Consider the following 14661-nt stretch of genomic DNA (forward strand, 5'->3'; position numbering starts at 1 on the left):
CCTTGTCCACCTCGTACTTTATACCGCTCCCCTGAGGAATCTCAACCACGACGTAGATATCTTCGGGAGGGTTCTTACCCGCCGGTACGTCCATCAGACCCATATCACACCTCCTAAGAGTTTCCTATGAGACGAAGGATATCGTTAATAACGACGAACACCATTAGAGATATTATGAGAGCAAAACCTACCTTCTGCCAATACTCCTTGAACTTCTCGGGCAGGGGCTTTCTCCTTAGGGTCTCTATCAGAAAGAGGAGTATAAGTCCTCCGTCAAGCACCGGCAGAGGAAGGAGGTTGAATATACCGAGCTGGAGGGAGATGAAAGCCATTGAGGAGAGGTAGGGAACTATACCGCTCTGGGCAGCCTGTCCGGCGAACTGGGCAATAGCTATAGGTCCACCGAGGGTCTTTACAGATATGGCGCCCGTTATCAGCCCCCCGAGAACCTTAAAGGTAAGAGCCACCATCTCCCCCGTTCTGCGAAGTGCGTTGGAGAGGGCTTCGGGCAGGGGGTGTGACTCCTTAACGCTCTCAACCTTTGGGGCTATGCCGAGAACGGGCATCTTTGTCTTCGGGTGTAGGGCTGGGACAACCTCCTTGGTTAAGAGCTTTCCATTCCTCTCTATCGTGAGCTTTACAGGGTTTCCCGAGCTACCCCTTATGATCTGGACAGCGTCGTACCAGCTCCTGACCGGCTTGCCGTTTATCGCCACTATCCTGTCACCGGGCTTCAGACCTACCTGAAGGGCTGGAGAGGGTCCCACACCGGGTATCTCCTCAAAGACGTGCCCTATCACCGGGGGAAGGGGAGGGTTCAGACCGAGGCTCTCCCTTCCCGTCTCAAGCTTGGGGGGATCCACCGAGAGTGTGAGGGTTTTGCCTTCCCTCTCAAGGACTATGAGGAGCTTATCTTTCTTATCAAGGGAGCTCTCCAACACCGCCTTTCTGATGTCCTCCCACTTCTGGAGCTTGAACCCCCCTATGGCTACTATCCTGTCTCCGGGCTTGATGCCAGCCTTAAAAGCCCAGGAGTCCTTTTCAACATAACCGACGACGGGCGGTTCCTTCATGTACTTGGGAACCTCAACCCCAGCCCAGAAGACGACCGTAAGGAGAAGGACCGTGAGGACTATGTTAAATAGAGGTCCGGCAAAGGCTATGAGTATTTTCTGCCAGTTAGGTTTTGAGGAGAAAGCCCTCGGGTCGTTTACCTTTTCCTCCTCTCCGTAGAGCTTAACATATCCACCCAAAGGCACGGCGGCTACCTGATACAGGGTTTCTCCCACCTGCTTTGCAAAGAGACGTGGTCCGAAGCCTATTGAGAACACCTCAACCTTGACCCCGAAGAGCTTTGCGAAGAGAAAGTGTCCGAGCTCGTGGAACCATATCAGAAATCCGATGAGAACGAGGAATGCCAGAAGGGTCTCCATCACGCCTCCTTGATGACCTTGACTATCACCTTTCTCTCCCGCGGTCCGTCAAACTCAGCGAGAAATATAGCCTCCCACGTACCGAGGGTCAAGCTACCCTCAACTATCGGTATCACCCTTGAGTTTCCGATTATGGCGCTCCTTATGTGGGCTGCGGAGTTTCCCTCCCCGTGCTCGTAGTTAGGGTCGCTCCAAGGGATCAGTCTCTCAACCATATAGTTTATGTCCTTTATAACATCCGGGTCCGCACCTTCGTTTATGAACACACAGGCGGTAGTGTGGGGAACGTAAACCACGCAGAGCCCCTCTCTGACCCCAGAGCGCCTTACCACGTCCCTCACCTGCTGGGTTATGTTGACTACGCTCGTGTGCTTGGTGGTTCTTATCCTCAGAGTTTCCGTCATGGAGAGTATTTTAACCCTCGCCCCCAAAATCCTGCAGTCTCTGTTTTATAAACTCCCAGCTCCACGCCCTCTGCTGGGTAAGGGGGAGGCTCTTTCCTATGTGCTCCTCGTAGCCCTCAACCCACACGTACTCTCCGTCGGTAAGTAGCTTGAAGTTGTTCGTTCTGCTCGCCCAGGTCCAGTAGTTGTGGGGGGTTATACCCATGCCCTTCTTGAAGGTCTCCAGCTCGTGGGGGAGTAAAGGTCTTACGCTCCTCTCCTCCTCAGGAGGCTCCTCTTGAGGCTCTTCTTCCTTCTGGAGCAGTTCCTCTTCCTTCTCCTCCACCGCGGAGCGGTCCTTTTTGGAGAACATCTCTCTCAGTTTCTTCAGCATAACTTTAACTATACCCCCTTCACAGCTCCCAGAAAAAGACTTATCTCATATAATCTTTACATGCCAAAGAACGACCTCCTCCTGAGAGCCCTGAGGAAGGAACCCGTTGAGAGGTTCCCCGTGTGGCTCATGAGACAGGCAGGCAGATACATGAGGGAGTATAGGGACCTCAGGGCAAGGGAGGAGAACTTCATGAGCTTCTGCAAGAACGTTGACCTCGCGGTCAGGGTCTCACTGCTTCCCCTTGAGCTCCTGGGGGTTGATGCGGTGATAATCTTCTCGGACATCCTCGTTCCCCTTGAAGCTCTCGGTGTTGGGGTGGAGTTCGTTGAGAATGAGGGTCCGAAGCTAAGCTGGAGCGGTAACCTCTCGGACCTGAAGGGCTACGATGCTGAGGTGAACTCATACGTTTATGAGATAATCAGGCGGGTTAAGAAGGCTCAGGATGAGGTGCCCGTGATAGGCTTTGGTGGAGCCCCCTTTACCCTTGCCAGCTACATGATAGAGGGTCGCTCAAGCAGGGACTTCAGGAAGACGAAGCTCTACATGTGGGAGAAGGAGTACGATTACGGAAGGCTCATGGAGATGCTCGTTGATACCCTTGAAGCCTACCTTTCCCATCAGATAGAGGCTGGGGCGGACGTTATACAGCTCTTTGACAGCTGGACTGGGTACCTCTCCCGGGCGGACTACGAGGAGGGGGTCTTCCCTTACGTATCGGAGCTTATAAAAAGGCTCAAGGAGAGGTATGACACACCCCTTATATACTTCTTCAGGGGCTCATCCTCCTTCATTGACCTTGCCAGACAGCTTCCCGCCGACGCCCTCTCGGTTGACTGGAGCGTTGACCTCTCGGTGGAGTGTGTTAGGAGTGAGAAGGTCTTTCAGGGGAACCTTGAGCCCACAGTCCTCTATGCAAGGGAGGAGACGGTAAGGCTGAAGGCTCTTGAGCTCCTTAGAAGCATACCCCGCAGGACAGGTTACGTCTTCAACCTCGGGCACGGTCTCGCCCCCGATATGGAGTTTGAGAAGGTTAAGCTCCTTGTTGATACGGTAAAGGGCTTTAGAATTAATTAGCTATGGTTGAGCTGAAGTTCAACGAAGAGGGTCTTATACCCGTGATAGCTCAGGATTACAGGACCGGTGAGGTCAGGATGTTCGCCTGGGCTAACGAGGAGGCTGTGAAGAAGACCATTGAAACAGGGTACGCCCACTACTACTCCCGTTCAAGGGGTGAGCTCTGGAAGAAGGGAGAGACCTCTGGAGAGCTCCAGAGGGTTGTTGAGATAAGGGTTGACTGCGATGAGGACGCCCTCATATACGTTGTGGAACAGGAGAAGAACAGGGCATGCCATACGGGGGAGAGGAACTGCTTCTTCAGGGATGTAAGCGGCAAAAAGGTAGAAAAGCCCCTTCCCTTTGAGGTCCTCCCTAGGCTTCAGGAGGTCATATCCCAGAGGCTGAAGGAAAAACCGGAGGGCTCTTACACGGCAAAGCTCGCTGAAGAGGGTCTTGACAGGGTACTTCAGAAGTTTGGAGAGGAGGCTGTAGAGACGCTGATAGCCCTCAAAAATCAGGCAAAGAAGGATATACTCTACGAAACCGCAGACATGCTCTACATGCTCACCTTGGCGCTCACACTGTCGGGCGTAGACGTGAAGGAGGTTATGGAGGAGCTCGGGGGGAGGTTCAAGTGAGGTTCAGGCTACCTTGGCGACCTCCCCTCTTCCTTCCTTGAGCCACCAGAAGTTCACCTCAAAGAGCTTGGAGATGTAAACGAGCGTTGCATCGCAGGGCTCAAGCTTGCCCGCCTCAATCTCCTCAAGCCTTGAAACGGGAATGCCTATCTTTTTAGCAAACTCCTCAGTGGATAGACCCTTCTCCTCTCTGAGCCTCCTTATTCTCTCTCCCACCATATCTCAACCCTCCTTTAAATATATATTTTACCTACCTCCTCCTATAGGTTCACCTATCCTGACGAGACCGGTTTCGGTTATCTCAACGAAGTGGGTCCTCGTATCGTGACCGCAGAGACGACACCCGTCTATCCTGAAGAGGCGGACTATATCACCTATAGGCTTGTTGTAGAGGTTTGACTGGCTCCTCGTCATTATGAGCTCCTTGGCAAGGACCATAGTGCAGTCAACTATATGGCTCACCGCGTAGCCTCCCGCCGCCTCAGCGGAAAGCTCCTCATGACCGCTCCTCTTCTGAGAGACGAAAACGGCTGTCTGGTACCACTTCTTCATGAAGTTAAAGAGCTGTCTAACAACGCTCCTTGCCAGCATCTCCTTTGCCTCGTAAAGCCCTGTAACCGAGTCTATGACCGTGTGCCTTATCTTGTAGTTCTTTATGGCGAAGGCTAAGGTCGTGAGCAGGTTGGGGATGCTGTCCCTCAGACTGCTGTGGCTCGCGGCGTCAATGAGGACTATCCTGTCCTCTATCTCCTTGAAGTCTATTCCCATAGCGGTTGCCCTCTCTTTAAGCCCCATGGTCACAAAGGGAGCTGGACTCTCAACCGTTATGAAGGCAACAGGGTCGCCTCTCTGAGCCTGCTTCACGGTGTACTGCTCAGCCATCAGAGACTTTCCCGTATCCGAGACCCCGGTTAGGTTAACAACAGCATACTCGGGTATACCACCCAGGGGCTTCTTAACAACCTTCCCGTCCTCTATAACGGTGTGAAAGAAGAGCTCATCAAGCCCTTCAACCCCTGTGGGAACACCCCTTAGCTTTGGAGCCTTCTTTATAGCCTCCCCCGCTACCCATATACCCTCCTCAATTACCTTCGGCTTCTCGTACTCCTCTCTCTCCCTATGTTCTTTGTCCATACGCTTTCCCTCCTTGGGTATAAACTATATCATTATTGTATTTCTGGAGGTTCTGGAATGGAAGTAAAGTCCTTTAAGGGAGAGCTGAAGTCTCTCCAGATAAAGTCCGCTGTAGCCTTCGTTTACGAAGGAGACCTGAGACCTCTCTCAAAGCTGGGCAGAGGTATAGCCACAAAGGTGAGAAGAGCCTTGGAGCTTGAAGATTACAAGGGAAAGGAAGGGCAGGTTGAGAAGGTCCTCCTCCCGGGACAGAGGATTGAGGTCGTTTACGTTGTGGGCCTTGGAAAGAAGGATAAGGTTGAGGAGGACACCTTCAGGAGAGCCTCAGCCCTCGCGGTAAGGAGGTTGAAGAAGGACAAGGTTGATAGGGCTGTCTTCCTCCTCCCGAGGGCGGTCAAGGAGGCTTCCTATCAGGCTCTCGCCGAGGGAGCGGTCTTGGGGAGCTACAGCTTTGATAAGTACAAGACCAAGAAGGAGGAGGATAGGTTTGAGGTCTCCCAGGTCCTGCTTGAGGGCGCGCCCGATGAGGCTGTCAAACTCGGCACCTTGCTGGCTGAGGCTCAGAACTACGCAAGAAATCTCGTGAACGAACCGGGGAACGTGATAAACCCGGTGACCTTGGCGGAGGAGGCTGAGAGGCTCGCCCAGGAGTACGGGCTTGAGTGCAAGGTCTACGATGAGAAGGAGATACAGGAGATGGGAATGCTCGCCCTCTGGAGCGTTGGAAAGGGCTCCGCAACCCCTCCAAGGTTCATACACCTGACCTACAAGCCCAAGGGAAAGGCTAAGGACAGGATAGCGATAGTGGGGAAGGGACTCACCTTTGACAGCGGGGGGCTGAACATAAAGCCCGGCGACTACATGAGGACGATGAAGATGGACAAATCCGGAGCCTGTGCGGTTCTCGGGATAATGAAGGCAATAGCCCAGTTAAAGCCCAAGGTTGAGGTTCACGGGATAATAGGTGCCGCTGAAAACATGCCTTCAGGCAGTGCCTACAGACCCGATGACATAATAAGGGCTAAGAACGGGAAGTATATAGAGATAGACAACACAGACGCGGAGGGAAGGGTAACCCTTGCGGATGCCCTCTCCTATGCGAGCGAGCTCAAGCCCAGCAGGATAATAGACATGGCAACGCTCACGGGAGCCTGCATGGTAGCCCTCGGTGAGTACACCGCAGGCTTATTTACCAACTCCAAGAGGTTCGGGGAAGAGATAAAGAGGGTTGCCAGGAGAGCGGGTGAGAGGGTCTGGGAGCTTCCTATGGACGATGAGAGGCTTCGTAAGAAGATAAAGAAGGGTCCTGCGGACGTTGTCAACACCGGTGGGAGGTACGGAGGTGCTATCACCGCAGCGATGTTCCTTGAGGAGTTCGTTGGAGAAGGTATAGAGTGGGTTCACCTTGACATAGCGGGACCGGCATGGTCAAGAGAGGAGCACGGCTACTATACCCAGGGGGGAACGGGCTTCGGCGTGAGGACATGTCTTGAGTACATCCTATCCCTGGAAGGCAGGAAATGAAGGTAGTAGTTGTAGGGAACGGTCCCGCCGCTGCCAGTGCCGTTGAAGCCTTCAGGAAGATAGACACCGAGAGCGAGGTCGTCATCCTCTCCGACGAAAGGCATCCCACCTACGCCCCCAACTGCATGGAAAACGTTATAAGGGACGATATCCTTCCGGAGGCTCTCTTTTACAAGGGAGGAGAGAGCTTTTACGAAAGGCTAAGGGTTGACTTCAGACCTGGAAAGAAGGTTCAGAGGATAGACAACAGGAGAAAGGTCGTGATAACCGAGTCGGGGGAGGAGGTGTCCTACGACAGGTGTCTATTAGCCGCTGGGGCTTACGCCTTCGTTCCCCCGATAGAGGGTGTGGAGCTGAAAGGGGTTACAACCGCAAAGACCCTTGACGACGCCCTTCAGATAAGGGAGTGGGTTAGCTCGGGAAAGGTGAAAAAGGCTGTTATAGTGGGTGCGGGACCTATAGGCATTGAGGACGCTGAAACCCTCCACCATCTCGGGGTTGAGGTCTCGGTAGTTGAGATATTTGATAGGGTTCTCCCGAGGATGCTTGACCACCAGATGGGAAGGATTTATGGGGATACCCTCCAGAAGGAGACCGGCATAAGGATACTCTTAGAGCATCAGGTGGTTGCCTTCCACGGTGAAGAGTGGGTCAGGGCGGTTGAGGTTCGTCCGCGGGGTTCGGACAGGAGCCTTTTCTTAGAGGCGGACATGGTCATAGTGTCAACGGGCGTGAGACCGAGGACCTCCCTCGTAGAGGGGACTGATATAGAGGTGCACATGGACAGGAAGCTGGGAAGACCCATAGGGGGGATACTCGTCAACGAGTTCCAGCAGACCTCAGACCCGGACGTGTTCGCTGCGGGGGACATAGCTTCCGGAATAGACGCCTGGGGGAACCACAGGTGGATAGCTCTCTTCCCTCCAGCTCAGCAGGCGGGTTACGTAGCCGGTTTCAACCTCGCCGGAAAAAGGGTGAAGAACACCGGTCTCGTTGACTACAACGCGGTGAAGACGAGGAGCGTTACAGCCGGCTCGGGAGGCATCTTTGAGGACTCGGAGGAGGAGCTCTTCCTTGAGAAGGGAAACTACCTCATCAAGGTCTTCCTATCCGAAGGAAGGGTGAGGGGCTATCAGTTCGTGGGAGTTTCCCGTAGCCATAGCCTTAACAGGGAAAACAGGCTTCTCAACCTCATGGAGGGAAAGATAAGAACCTGGGAGGAGAAGCTCCTCGCAGACAGGGGATACGGCTTGGAGGCTTCGGGAGTGCTCTTTCATTTCTTTCTGAAGCTCCACAGGGAGATGACCCCTTACACAAGGAAGGCTCTTGAGAACCTGCTCCTGAGGGCTCTCGCTAACCCTTCTCTTGATGTTCCTCTCTATGTATGACGACCCTGTCCTTTCCGGACCTCTTCGCCTCGTAGAGGGCTTCATCAGCCTTCTTTATTAGGGTGTCAAGGTCCTCTCCCTCCTCAAGGGTAGCCACACCTATGCTGACGCTCGTCCACACCTCCCTGCCGTCAACCTCAACGCTTGAGTTCCTGAAGTCCCTCCTTATCCTCTCCGCAACGAGGGAGGCACCCTCCTCATCGGTCTTGGGCAGTAGGACAACAAACTCCTCCCCTCCGAACCTCGCCGCTATGTCGGAGGAGCGGATATTCTTCTTTATGACCTCAGAGAGCTTCTTCAGGACGAGGTCTCCCACATCGTGACCGTACTCGTCGTTAATCCTCTTGAAGTTGTCAACATCAAGCATAATCAGGGAGAGGGGCTCTCCGTAGCGCCTGCTGAGCTCTACCAGCCTCTTAGCCTCCTCCATGAAGAACCGCCTGTTGCTGAGTCCCGTGAGGGGGTCCGTATAGGCGAGCTCCTCAAACTTCTCCTTCTCCATCTTCAGCTTTCCTATCGTGTCCTCAAGCTCCTGAGCCATGGTAAGGATAGACCTCTTGAGGGAGTAAAGCTCGTCCCTCGTTCTCTCCCTCCTAAGAGTCTCGCTGAGCTTCTCAATGTCCGAAAAGTCAAGCTCCTTGAACCTGTAGGTCATCCTCTTGAGGGTGGCTATGTCCCTTACTATCCTGTTAAATAGGAAGAAGAGAACGCTTGAGAGCAGGGCAACGAGCAATAAGGTGTAGGCTAAGAAGAAGAGGGGGGTGAAGAGGACGTCCCTGAGGGTATCTGAAAAGTCCTTTATGAAAACAACCCTGCCTATAGGCAGGGTTCCTTCAGCTATTATGGGAAAGTCCATAAGGAGGGTGCTGAAGCGGTCAACGAGCTTGTAACCTGCTACCTCCTCTATCTGGGCGAGGATGTGGGGGTCATAGCTTCCCTCAACGACGAAGCTGTTCACGAGAGCTCTCCCTCTGAGGAACCTGTCCATAAGCTCGGGCTCTTTTTCTGAGTACCGCTCAAGTATCTCCCTGTTGTAGATGATGAACCACCTGAGCTCGTTCAGCTGGGCGGTGAACCTAACAACGGTCAGGAAGTCGGTCCCGTAGAAGGTGCAGTCCTCAACCCTGCCTATGAGGAGACCCTTCTCTGTCAGAAGGACGTAGCTGTTAGCCCTCCTGAGGGAGCATTCATCCAGCTGGACTATCACGTCATCGGCGTTCTTAGCCACAGCCTTCTGTATGAAGCTGAAGGTCCTCGCCACGTCCCTGTAAGTCCTGTCTACGTTCTCCTGCATGTGGTTGTAGGCTATGAAGAGAAATATAAGGACTGTCAGGAGGCTGAGGGTTACCGATACTGCGAGTATGCTGAGTATGAGCCTGTTTCTTAGGGACATTTATAATATTCAAGCATGTTCATCGTCTTCGGGGGGAGTTTTGACCCTGTCCACGTAGGACACATAATAGTTGCAAGGGACGTCAAAGAGGAGATGGGGGCTGAGGAGGTCCTCTTCGTTCCCGCCTATCATGCCCCCCTGAAGGAGGGGCACAGGGCTTCGCCAGAGGACAGGCTCAGGATGCTTGAGATAGCCCTTGATGGGGAGGAGGGCTTTCGCATTGAGGACTATGAGATAAAGAAGGGGGGCATATCCTACACAGTTGATACCCTCCGCTACCTCAGGGAGAAGCGGGGAGAGAAGCCCTACCTCCTCTTAGGGGCGGACAGCGTTCTGAAGTTCCACCTCTGGAGAGAGCCGGAGAGGATAGTCCAGATGGCTAAGCTGATAGTCGTGGACAGAGGGGGAAAGCTTGGAGAGGTGAGGTCCTATATCTCTGAAAGGTTCCCCTCCCTGAAGGAAGGAGAAAACCTATTCCTGCTGAAGGTGAGGAGAATTGACATATCCGCAACGGAGATAAGGGAGCGGATAGCTCAGGGGAGAAGCATCTACTGCCTCGTCCCAGAGAGGGTCAGGGATTACATAGAGGAGAAGGGGCTTTACGGACTCAGGGGGAGGAGCCCTCAATCCTCCTGAAGACCTCTATGAGCACATGGGCGTTCTTCTTGCTTATGCCCTCAGAACCCATGAGACCGGCTATCATCTCCTCAACGAGCTCCTTCCTAAGCCCCGTCGTCCTGACTATGAGGTCTATGAGGTAGCTGAGCTGTCTCTCGGTAGCCTCCTCTTCCTCAACAGCCACCTCTGGTATGTAGTCCTTCAGCCTCTCAAAGAGCTGGGCTAAGGCTATGCTGTCCTTGAAGTTGTAGGAGGCTATGAGCTCGTAGTTGCCTCTGTAAAACTCCTGAGCCACCTTGCTTCCATCAATTATGTCCTTTGAGGCGTGGATGCCGAACTTCTTGCAGACAAAGTCAAGCTTGTAGCTCTTCTCCTTCTCCCCGTTTGAGAGGAACCTGAGGATGTCAACGTGAAACCTCCTATCGGTAAGGAACCTTCTCGGTATCTCAATCCCGTGTATCATGCTCCTTATCTTCAGGACGTATCCGTCAAAGCTGTAGCCGTTGAAGCTCACGAGGAGGTCTGCTCTTCTCACCTCCTCCCAGAACCTCCTGAGGAGCTCCTCCTCAAGCTCGTAGAGCTTTCCCTCAACGAAGTCCGCCTTGATGGGGATGAACCTTACCCTGACAGACCTCCCCTCGCTGTAGAAGACCTCTTCCTCCCTCTCTTCGGAGCTGAGGTCTGATATGTAAAGGACGAAGCTCTCCTCAATCCCTTCGCTCACGTAGGTCCCGGAAACAGAGACAACGAAGAGGGTAAAGGGGTTGAAGGAGAACTCCCTTGCAAACTCCTCCTCGCTCCTTTCCCTCTTACCACGGGAGCGCAGATAGAGGTAATCTCTGTAATCAACACCTCCCAAGTCTGGAACCGTCTCAATATCAAAGGCTAAAGACCTCAACCGACCCCCTCACTAATATAATTGTATTTCAGGGATGAGAGACTACGAGCTTGAAGTCAGCGAAAACACCTTCCTCTCGGGAAGGATGTGGCTCCTCAGGCTGAAGGCTCCCGAGCTCGCACAGGCGATAAAGGGTGGGCACTTCCTGATGCTTGAGGTCAGCAGAACCTACGATCCTATGGGAAGGAGGGCTTTTGCCGTCGGTGATGTCAGGGGAGAGGAGCTCCTCCTCTTCTACGACGTTGTCGGCAGGGGGACCAAGCTCATGACGGAGCTGAAGAGAGGAGACAGGGTAAGAGCCTTAGGTCCCCTCGGGAAGAGGCTCTTTGAGTACGACGGAGAGAGGCACCTCCTCGTGGGGGGAGGTGTGGGTCTTGCCGGTCTCTCCCTCTACGGCAAAGAGCTCAGGGAGATGGGCAAGGAGGTTCTCTTCGTTTACGGGGCGAGGTCTGCACAGCATCTGGGCATGCTTGACTGGCTCAGGGAGGAGGGCTTTGATTACATACTCTACACCGACGACGGGAGCGCCGGCAGGAAGGGTCTCGTGACGGAGGTTCTTGAGGAGTTCTCCACCGAGTGGAGGGTCTCAGCCTGCGGACCAAAGCCTATGCTCAGGGCTCTAAAGAAGATAGCGAGACAGAAGGGACACAGGGTATTTCTCTCCCTTGAGGAGAGGATGGCCTGCGGATGGGGTGTGTGTCTGGGATGCGTCGTTAAGGACAGGGAGGGAAGGTATCAGAGGGTATGCTATGAGGGTCCCGTCTTTGATGCTGGAGAGGTCCTGCTCTGATGTTCACGGGTCTGGTTGAGGAGGTGGGAAAGGTCTTAGAGCTCAGAAGGACCGCCGAAGGCGGTGTTTTAAAGGTTAGAACGTCTCTCGGTGATGTAGCCATCGGCGACAGCGTCTCTGTGAACGGTGCCTGCCTCACGGTTGTTGAGGTGGGGAAGGAACACCTCTCCTTTGAACTCTCACCCGAGACCTTGGAGAGAACAAACCTGAGCCTCCTGAGGAGGGGGGACAGGGTGAACCTTGAGAGGGCTCTCAGGGCTGACTCAAGGCTCGGGGGACACTTCGTCCTGGGTCACGTTGACTTCACCGCTCCGGTCGTGAGCTTCAGAAGCCTCGGGACTCACAGGGAGCTCGTCGTTGAGGTCCCGGCGAACTTCCTCAAGCTCTTCGTGGAGAAAGGCTCGGTGGCTATTGATGGGATAAGTCTCACGGTGAACTACGTGAGGGGGAACAAGATACATATAAACGTGATCCCCCACACCTTTGAGAACACAAACCTGAGGTTTAGAAGGGTGGGAGACCTCCTCAACGTGGAGGCGGACATAATAGGGAAGTACGTCCTCAGATACCTTTCGGGGGAGGAAGGGCTTGAGAGGAGGCTACAGGAGCTCTTCTGAGGCGGGGAAGAGGAGAACTATCTGGGTTCCCCCCTTCCCTGAGCTTATGCGAAACTCAAGTCCGTTCTTCCAGGCGAGCTCCCTCACTATGTAAAGGCCGAGGCTTCCCTTTCTGTAAGCCTCCCTTATCTCGGAGGGGTCAACCTCGTCCCCCTCGTTGAAGAACGTTAGGGTGGCTGAGCCTCCCCTTTTAAGAACCTCTACCCTTATGAGCTTTGAGCTTGAGTGCCTTAGGGTGTTCTCAATCAGGTTGTTGATTATCTCCTCAAGGTCCTGAGAGGACACGAAGACGTAGGTTTTTTCTTTACAATCAAACCAGTATTTCACACCTTTGAGCTTCAGCCTGGGTTCCCACAGTTTGAGAAGCTCTCTCATAAAGGAGCAGAGCTCAACCCTCTCCTTTCTCGTCTCCCTGCTCACCTTCTTCAGGTTTGAGAGAGCCTCATCAAGGAGCTGTTCCATCTTCTCGGTCTCCCTTATGAGCTTGTCCAAGTACTCCTCCCTCTCCTCCTCTCCTATCACCCCCTCCTTAATGGCGGTAAGGACGTTCCTGAGGTTGGTGATAGGGGTCTTGAGGTCGTGGGTTATGCGGTAGAGCATGAACCTCTGGGCGTTTATCATGTCCTTTATCCTTTCAGACTGGAGGTTTATGACCTCCCCGAGTCTGTGTATCTCCAAGAGCCAGCTTCCCGGAGCCTCCCCCGAGAAGGGGAGCTTCCTTACCCTCTCCTCAAGCCTGAGGAGGTCTCGGCTTATGAATCTGGAGATGGCGTAAGCCAAAAGGACGTAGAGTGGGATGAAGGCGATTATGCTGAGGACTATCTTTGTGAACATCCTCCTGCCTATCGGTATCCCCACTATCTTCACGGTGAAGAAGGCTATCAGACCGGAGACCACCAGATAGGTCAGGAACAGGAGCAGAAAGAGAGCCGTGAAGAAGGAGACCCTACTCAAACCTATAGCCAAACCCCCTTACGGTCTTTATCCTCTCAGAGGAAGCTCTGTCAACCTCAAGGAGCTTCGTCCTTATCCTGTATATGTAGGTGTCAATTATCCTCTCGTAGTCGGGTGGCTCCCTCTCGTATATCTCGTTGGCGAGCTCCTGACGGGATAGAACCCTGCCTCTGTTTGTGAGGAGCTTTCTGAGGATAAGGAACTCCTTGGGTGTGAGGTCAAGGGGCTTTCCCTTCAGGTATATCCTCCTCTCTCCGTTCCTTACCTCAAACTCCCCCACGCGTAGCGTCTCTCTATCTTGAAGGAACTTGTCCCTCCTCCTGAGGAGTGCCTTCACCCTTGCCACGAGCTCCCTCATGTTGAAGGGCTTGGTGAGATAATCGTCCGCACCGAGCTCAAGTCCTACTATCTTGTCCTCATCGCTGTCCTTGGCTGTGAGTATCAGTATCATCACCCTCTCCCTTGAGAGGAGCTTGCAGAGTTCAAAGCCGTCCATATCGGGGAGCATAAGGTCAAGGATGAGGAGGTCTGGCTTCAGGCTTGCGAAGCTTCTCACCGCATCCTCTCCGGAACTCTCCCAGTGAACCCTGTAGCCTTCCCTCTCAAGGTAGCGCTTGACCATGTCCGCTATCAGGGGGTCGTCCTCAACTATCAATATCTTTTCCCTCATCACTGGAAATTTTGAATTCTTTTCAAGGGAAGTTCAAGAAAATTTCAAGTTCGGGGCAGATATTGTAAGCAAACCAAAGGGAGGTGTAAAGGATGAGGAAGCTGCTTCTGTCCCTGGGCGTGGGAGCTATAGCCTTTGCAGGAGATTGGGACCTTGAGGCTCCAACAGGTCTGAAGTTCGGTCTCATAAAGGGCTATGAAAATTGGCACGTGGTAGCCACCCACTTCAGGACCGACAAGAACGAGCTCAGGTACATAATAGGGAACGATATAGCGGTAAAGGCGTACAAAAGGGGAGTGCCTCTGAACGGGCAGAAGTTCCCCGAGGGAGCGATCCTCGTCAAGATAGGCTACAGCCTGAAGAAGAATCCCGCATTCCCAGCCTCCTTAGAGCCTGACGTTATCCAGAGGGTTGAGTTCATGATAAAGGACTACAAGAGGTTTAAGGACACGGCGGGATGGGGATTTGCAAGGTTCGTGTACGATGCCAAAGCTAAGAGATACAAGGTCTTTGGGAAGAGTGCAAAGGACTACATGCAGTGTTTCAGCTGTCACCAGTCAGTTGCCAAAAAAGATTTCGTATTTACCGATTATGTAAAGAGGAAGTGATCAGCCAACACCTGTACTGCCGAAGCCACCGCCCCCACGGGCGGTCGTGCTTACCTCCTCAACCTCAACCAGCTCCACCTTGCTTACAGGAGCTACTATCAGCTGGGCTATCCTATCACCCCTCTTTATAACAACCTCCTCCTCCCCAAGGTTTATCAGG

General features: G+C 53.4%; 18 protein-coding genes and 1 pseudogene. 8 read left to right on the forward strand and 11 right to left on the reverse strand.

What is annotated here, in order from left to right; genetic code table 11:
- The 4 genes and pseudogenes from AC1HCM_RS01475 to AC1HCM_RS01490 all read right to left on the reverse strand — a co-directional run.
- Window positions 1-94: pseudogene (locus AC1HCM_RS01475) on the reverse strand (inorganic diphosphatase); the annotation flags it as partial.
- Between the two features lie 19 nt (window positions 95-113).
- Window positions 114-1433 carry an RIP metalloprotease RseP gene (rseP, locus tag AC1HCM_RS01480; RefSeq protein WP_479460004.1) on the reverse strand — a complete coding sequence of 440 codons (1320 nt, stop codon included), beginning with the start codon at window positions 1431-1433 and terminating at the stop codon, window positions 114-116.
- Entirely contained in the window at window positions 1433-1837 is a 405-nt protein-coding gene (locus tag AC1HCM_RS01485; protein ID WP_479460005.1) for a secondary thiamine-phosphate synthase enzyme YjbQ, read from the reverse strand. The genes rseP and AC1HCM_RS01485 overlap by 1 nt, the downstream gene beginning before the upstream one ends.
- 10 nt (window positions 1838-1847) lie before the next feature.
- Window positions 1848-2210, reverse strand: coding sequence for a hypothetical protein (locus AC1HCM_RS01490; protein ID WP_479460006.1), 363 nt, complete (start codon window positions 2208-2210; stop codon window positions 1848-1850).
- 60 nt (window positions 2211-2270) lie between these two features.
- Here AC1HCM_RS01490 and hemE point away from each other — a divergent pair, with 60 nt between their 5' ends.
- Both hemE and hisIE read left to right on the forward strand, forming a co-directional pair.
- Window positions 2271-3287 carry a uroporphyrinogen decarboxylase gene (gene hemE, locus AC1HCM_RS01495; protein WP_479460007.1) on the forward strand — a complete coding sequence of 339 codons (1017 nt, stop codon included), beginning with the start codon at window positions 2271-2273 and terminating at the stop codon, window positions 3285-3287.
- A 2-nt stretch (window positions 3288-3289) separates the two neighbouring features.
- The gene (gene hisIE / locus AC1HCM_RS01500; RefSeq protein ID WP_479460008.1) at window positions 3290-3907 is read left to right on the forward strand and encodes a bifunctional phosphoribosyl-AMP cyclohydrolase/phosphoribosyl-ATP diphosphatase HisIE; all 618 of its coding nucleotides are present in this window, start codon (window positions 3290-3292) and stop codon (window positions 3905-3907) included.
- 3 nt (window positions 3908-3910) lie between these two features.
- Here hisIE and AC1HCM_RS01505 read toward each other — a convergent pair whose 3' ends face one another.
- Window positions 3911-4126 (reverse strand): helix-turn-helix domain-containing protein, encoded by a 216-nt coding sequence (locus tag AC1HCM_RS01505; protein WP_479460009.1) that lies wholly within the window; start codon window positions 4124-4126, stop codon window positions 3911-3913.
- 27 nt (window positions 4127-4153) lie between these two features.
- Entirely contained in the window at window positions 4154-5041 is an 888-nt protein-coding gene (locus AC1HCM_RS01510; protein WP_479460010.1) for a KaiC domain-containing protein, read from the reverse strand.
- Window positions 5042-5098: 57 nt separating this feature from the next.
- Between AC1HCM_RS01510 and AC1HCM_RS01515 the strand changes: the two genes are divergently transcribed.
- Window positions 5099-6565, forward strand: a complete 1467-nt coding sequence (locus tag AC1HCM_RS01515; protein ID WP_479460011.1) for a leucyl aminopeptidase — start codon at window positions 5099-5101, stop codon at window positions 6563-6565.
- A complete protein-coding gene (locus AC1HCM_RS01520; protein ID WP_479460012.1) occupies window positions 6562-7953 on the forward strand; it encodes an NAD(P)/FAD-dependent oxidoreductase in 1392 nt (463 codons plus the stop codon). Before AC1HCM_RS01515 ends, AC1HCM_RS01520 begins: the two co-directional genes overlap by 4 nt.
- On the opposite strand, the gene AC1HCM_RS01525 is transcribed toward AC1HCM_RS01520, so the two are convergent.
- Window positions 7919-9346: a GGDEF domain-containing protein gene (locus tag AC1HCM_RS01525; protein WP_479460013.1), complete on the reverse strand. Its 1428-nt coding sequence runs from the start codon at window positions 9344-9346 to the stop codon at window positions 7919-7921. The two genes, AC1HCM_RS01520 and AC1HCM_RS01525, sit on opposite strands and share 35 nt — an antisense overlap.
- Window positions 9347-9361: 15 nt before the next feature.
- Here AC1HCM_RS01525 and nadD point away from each other — a divergent pair, with 15 nt between their 5' ends.
- Window positions 9362-9982, forward strand: a complete 621-nt coding sequence (gene nadD / locus AC1HCM_RS01530) for a nicotinate (nicotinamide) nucleotide adenylyltransferase (RefSeq protein WP_479460014.1) — start codon at window positions 9362-9364, stop codon at window positions 9980-9982.
- Here the strand turns inward: nadD and AC1HCM_RS01535 are convergent.
- Window positions 9954-10862 carry a ribonuclease H-like domain-containing protein gene (locus AC1HCM_RS01535; protein ID WP_479460015.1) on the reverse strand — a complete coding sequence of 303 codons (909 nt, stop codon included), beginning with the start codon at window positions 10860-10862 and terminating at the stop codon, window positions 9954-9956. The genes nadD and AC1HCM_RS01535 overlap by 29 nt on opposite strands.
- Window positions 10863-10896: 34 nt before the next feature.
- On the opposite strand from AC1HCM_RS01535, the gene AC1HCM_RS01540 reads away from it, so the two are divergent.
- Both AC1HCM_RS01540 and AC1HCM_RS01545 read left to right on the forward strand, forming a co-directional pair.
- On the forward strand, window positions 10897-11652 hold the full coding sequence (locus tag AC1HCM_RS01540; RefSeq protein WP_479460016.1) for a dihydroorotate dehydrogenase electron transfer subunit: 756 nt from the start codon (window positions 10897-10899) through the stop codon (window positions 11650-11652).
- On the forward strand, window positions 11652-12269 hold the full coding sequence (locus tag AC1HCM_RS01545) for a riboflavin synthase (protein ID WP_479460017.1): 618 nt from the start codon (window positions 11652-11654) through the stop codon (window positions 12267-12269). Before AC1HCM_RS01540 ends, AC1HCM_RS01545 begins: the two co-directional genes overlap by 1 nt.
- Here the strand turns inward: AC1HCM_RS01545 and AC1HCM_RS01550 are convergent.
- Both AC1HCM_RS01550 and AC1HCM_RS01555 read right to left on the reverse strand, forming a co-directional pair.
- Window positions 12252-13235: a sensor histidine kinase gene (locus tag AC1HCM_RS01550; RefSeq protein ID WP_479460018.1), complete on the reverse strand. Its 984-nt coding sequence runs from the start codon at window positions 13233-13235 to the stop codon at window positions 12252-12254. The genes AC1HCM_RS01545 and AC1HCM_RS01550 overlap by 18 nt on opposite strands.
- Entirely contained in the window at window positions 13216-13893 is a 678-nt protein-coding gene (locus AC1HCM_RS01555) for a response regulator transcription factor (protein WP_479460019.1), read from the reverse strand. The genes AC1HCM_RS01550 and AC1HCM_RS01555 overlap by 20 nt, the downstream gene beginning before the upstream one ends.
- 92 nt (window positions 13894-13985) lie before the next feature.
- Between AC1HCM_RS01555 and AC1HCM_RS01560 the strand changes: the two genes are divergently transcribed.
- A complete protein-coding gene (locus AC1HCM_RS01560) occupies window positions 13986-14501 on the forward strand; it encodes a cytochrome P460 family protein (RefSeq protein ID WP_479460020.1) in 516 nt (171 codons plus the stop codon).
- On the opposite strand, the gene AC1HCM_RS01565 is transcribed toward AC1HCM_RS01560, so the two are convergent.
- Window positions 14502-14660 carry a hypothetical protein gene (locus tag AC1HCM_RS01565; protein ID WP_479460021.1) on the reverse strand — a complete coding sequence of 53 codons (159 nt, stop codon included), beginning with the start codon at window positions 14658-14660 and terminating at the stop codon, window positions 14502-14504.
- Between the last annotated feature and the right edge of the window lies 1 nt (window position 14661).

The organism is Hydrogenivirga sp. (assembly GCF_056450045.1).

Bases quoted from the DNA above. Each gene is read 5' to 3' on its own strand.
- hemE (WP_479460007.1), top strand. From the start codon at position 2,271: ATGCCAAAGAACGACCTCCTCCTGAGAGCCCTGAGGAAGGAACCCGTT.
- nadD (WP_479460014.1), top strand. From the start codon at position 9,362: ATGTTCATCGTCTTCGGGGGGAGTTTTGACCCTGTCCACGTAGGACAC.
- AC1HCM_RS01525 (WP_479460013.1), bottom strand. From the start codon at position 9,346: ATGTCCCTAAGAAACAGGCTCATACTCAGCATACTCGCAGTATCGGTA.
- AC1HCM_RS01485 (WP_479460005.1), bottom strand. From the start codon at position 1,837: ATGACGGAAACTCTGAGGATAAGAACCACCAAGCACACGAGCGTAGTC.
- AC1HCM_RS01545 (WP_479460017.1), top strand. From the start codon at position 11,652: ATGTTCACGGGTCTGGTTGAGGAGGTGGGAAAGGTCTTAGAGCTCAGA.
- AC1HCM_RS01505 (WP_479460009.1), bottom strand. From the start codon at position 4,126: ATGGTGGGAGAGAGAATAAGGAGGCTCAGAGAGGAGAAGGGTCTATCC.
- AC1HCM_RS01520 (WP_479460012.1), top strand. From the start codon at position 6,562: ATGAAGGTAGTAGTTGTAGGGAACGGTCCCGCCGCTGCCAGTGCCGTT.
- AC1HCM_RS01510 (WP_479460010.1), bottom strand. From the start codon at position 5,041: ATGGACAAAGAACATAGGGAGAGAGAGGAGTACGAGAAGCCGAAGGTA.
- AC1HCM_RS01560 (WP_479460020.1), top strand. From the start codon at position 13,986: ATGAGGAAGCTGCTTCTGTCCCTGGGCGTGGGAGCTATAGCCTTTGCA.
- AC1HCM_RS01555 (WP_479460019.1), bottom strand. From the start codon at position 13,893: ATGAGGGAAAAGATATTGATAGTTGAGGACGACCCCCTGATAGCGGAC.
- AC1HCM_RS01515 (WP_479460011.1), top strand. From the start codon at position 5,099: ATGGAAGTAAAGTCCTTTAAGGGAGAGCTGAAGTCTCTCCAGATAAAG.
- rseP (WP_479460004.1), bottom strand. From the start codon at position 1,433: ATGGAGACCCTTCTGGCATTCCTCGTTCTCATCGGATTTCTGATATGG.
- AC1HCM_RS01490 (WP_479460006.1), bottom strand. From the start codon at position 2,210: ATGCTGAAGAAACTGAGAGAGATGTTCTCCAAAAAGGACCGCTCCGCG.
- hisIE (WP_479460008.1), top strand. From the start codon at position 3,290: ATGGTTGAGCTGAAGTTCAACGAAGAGGGTCTTATACCCGTGATAGCT.
- AC1HCM_RS01540 (WP_479460016.1), top strand. From the start codon at position 10,897: ATGAGAGACTACGAGCTTGAAGTCAGCGAAAACACCTTCCTCTCGGGA.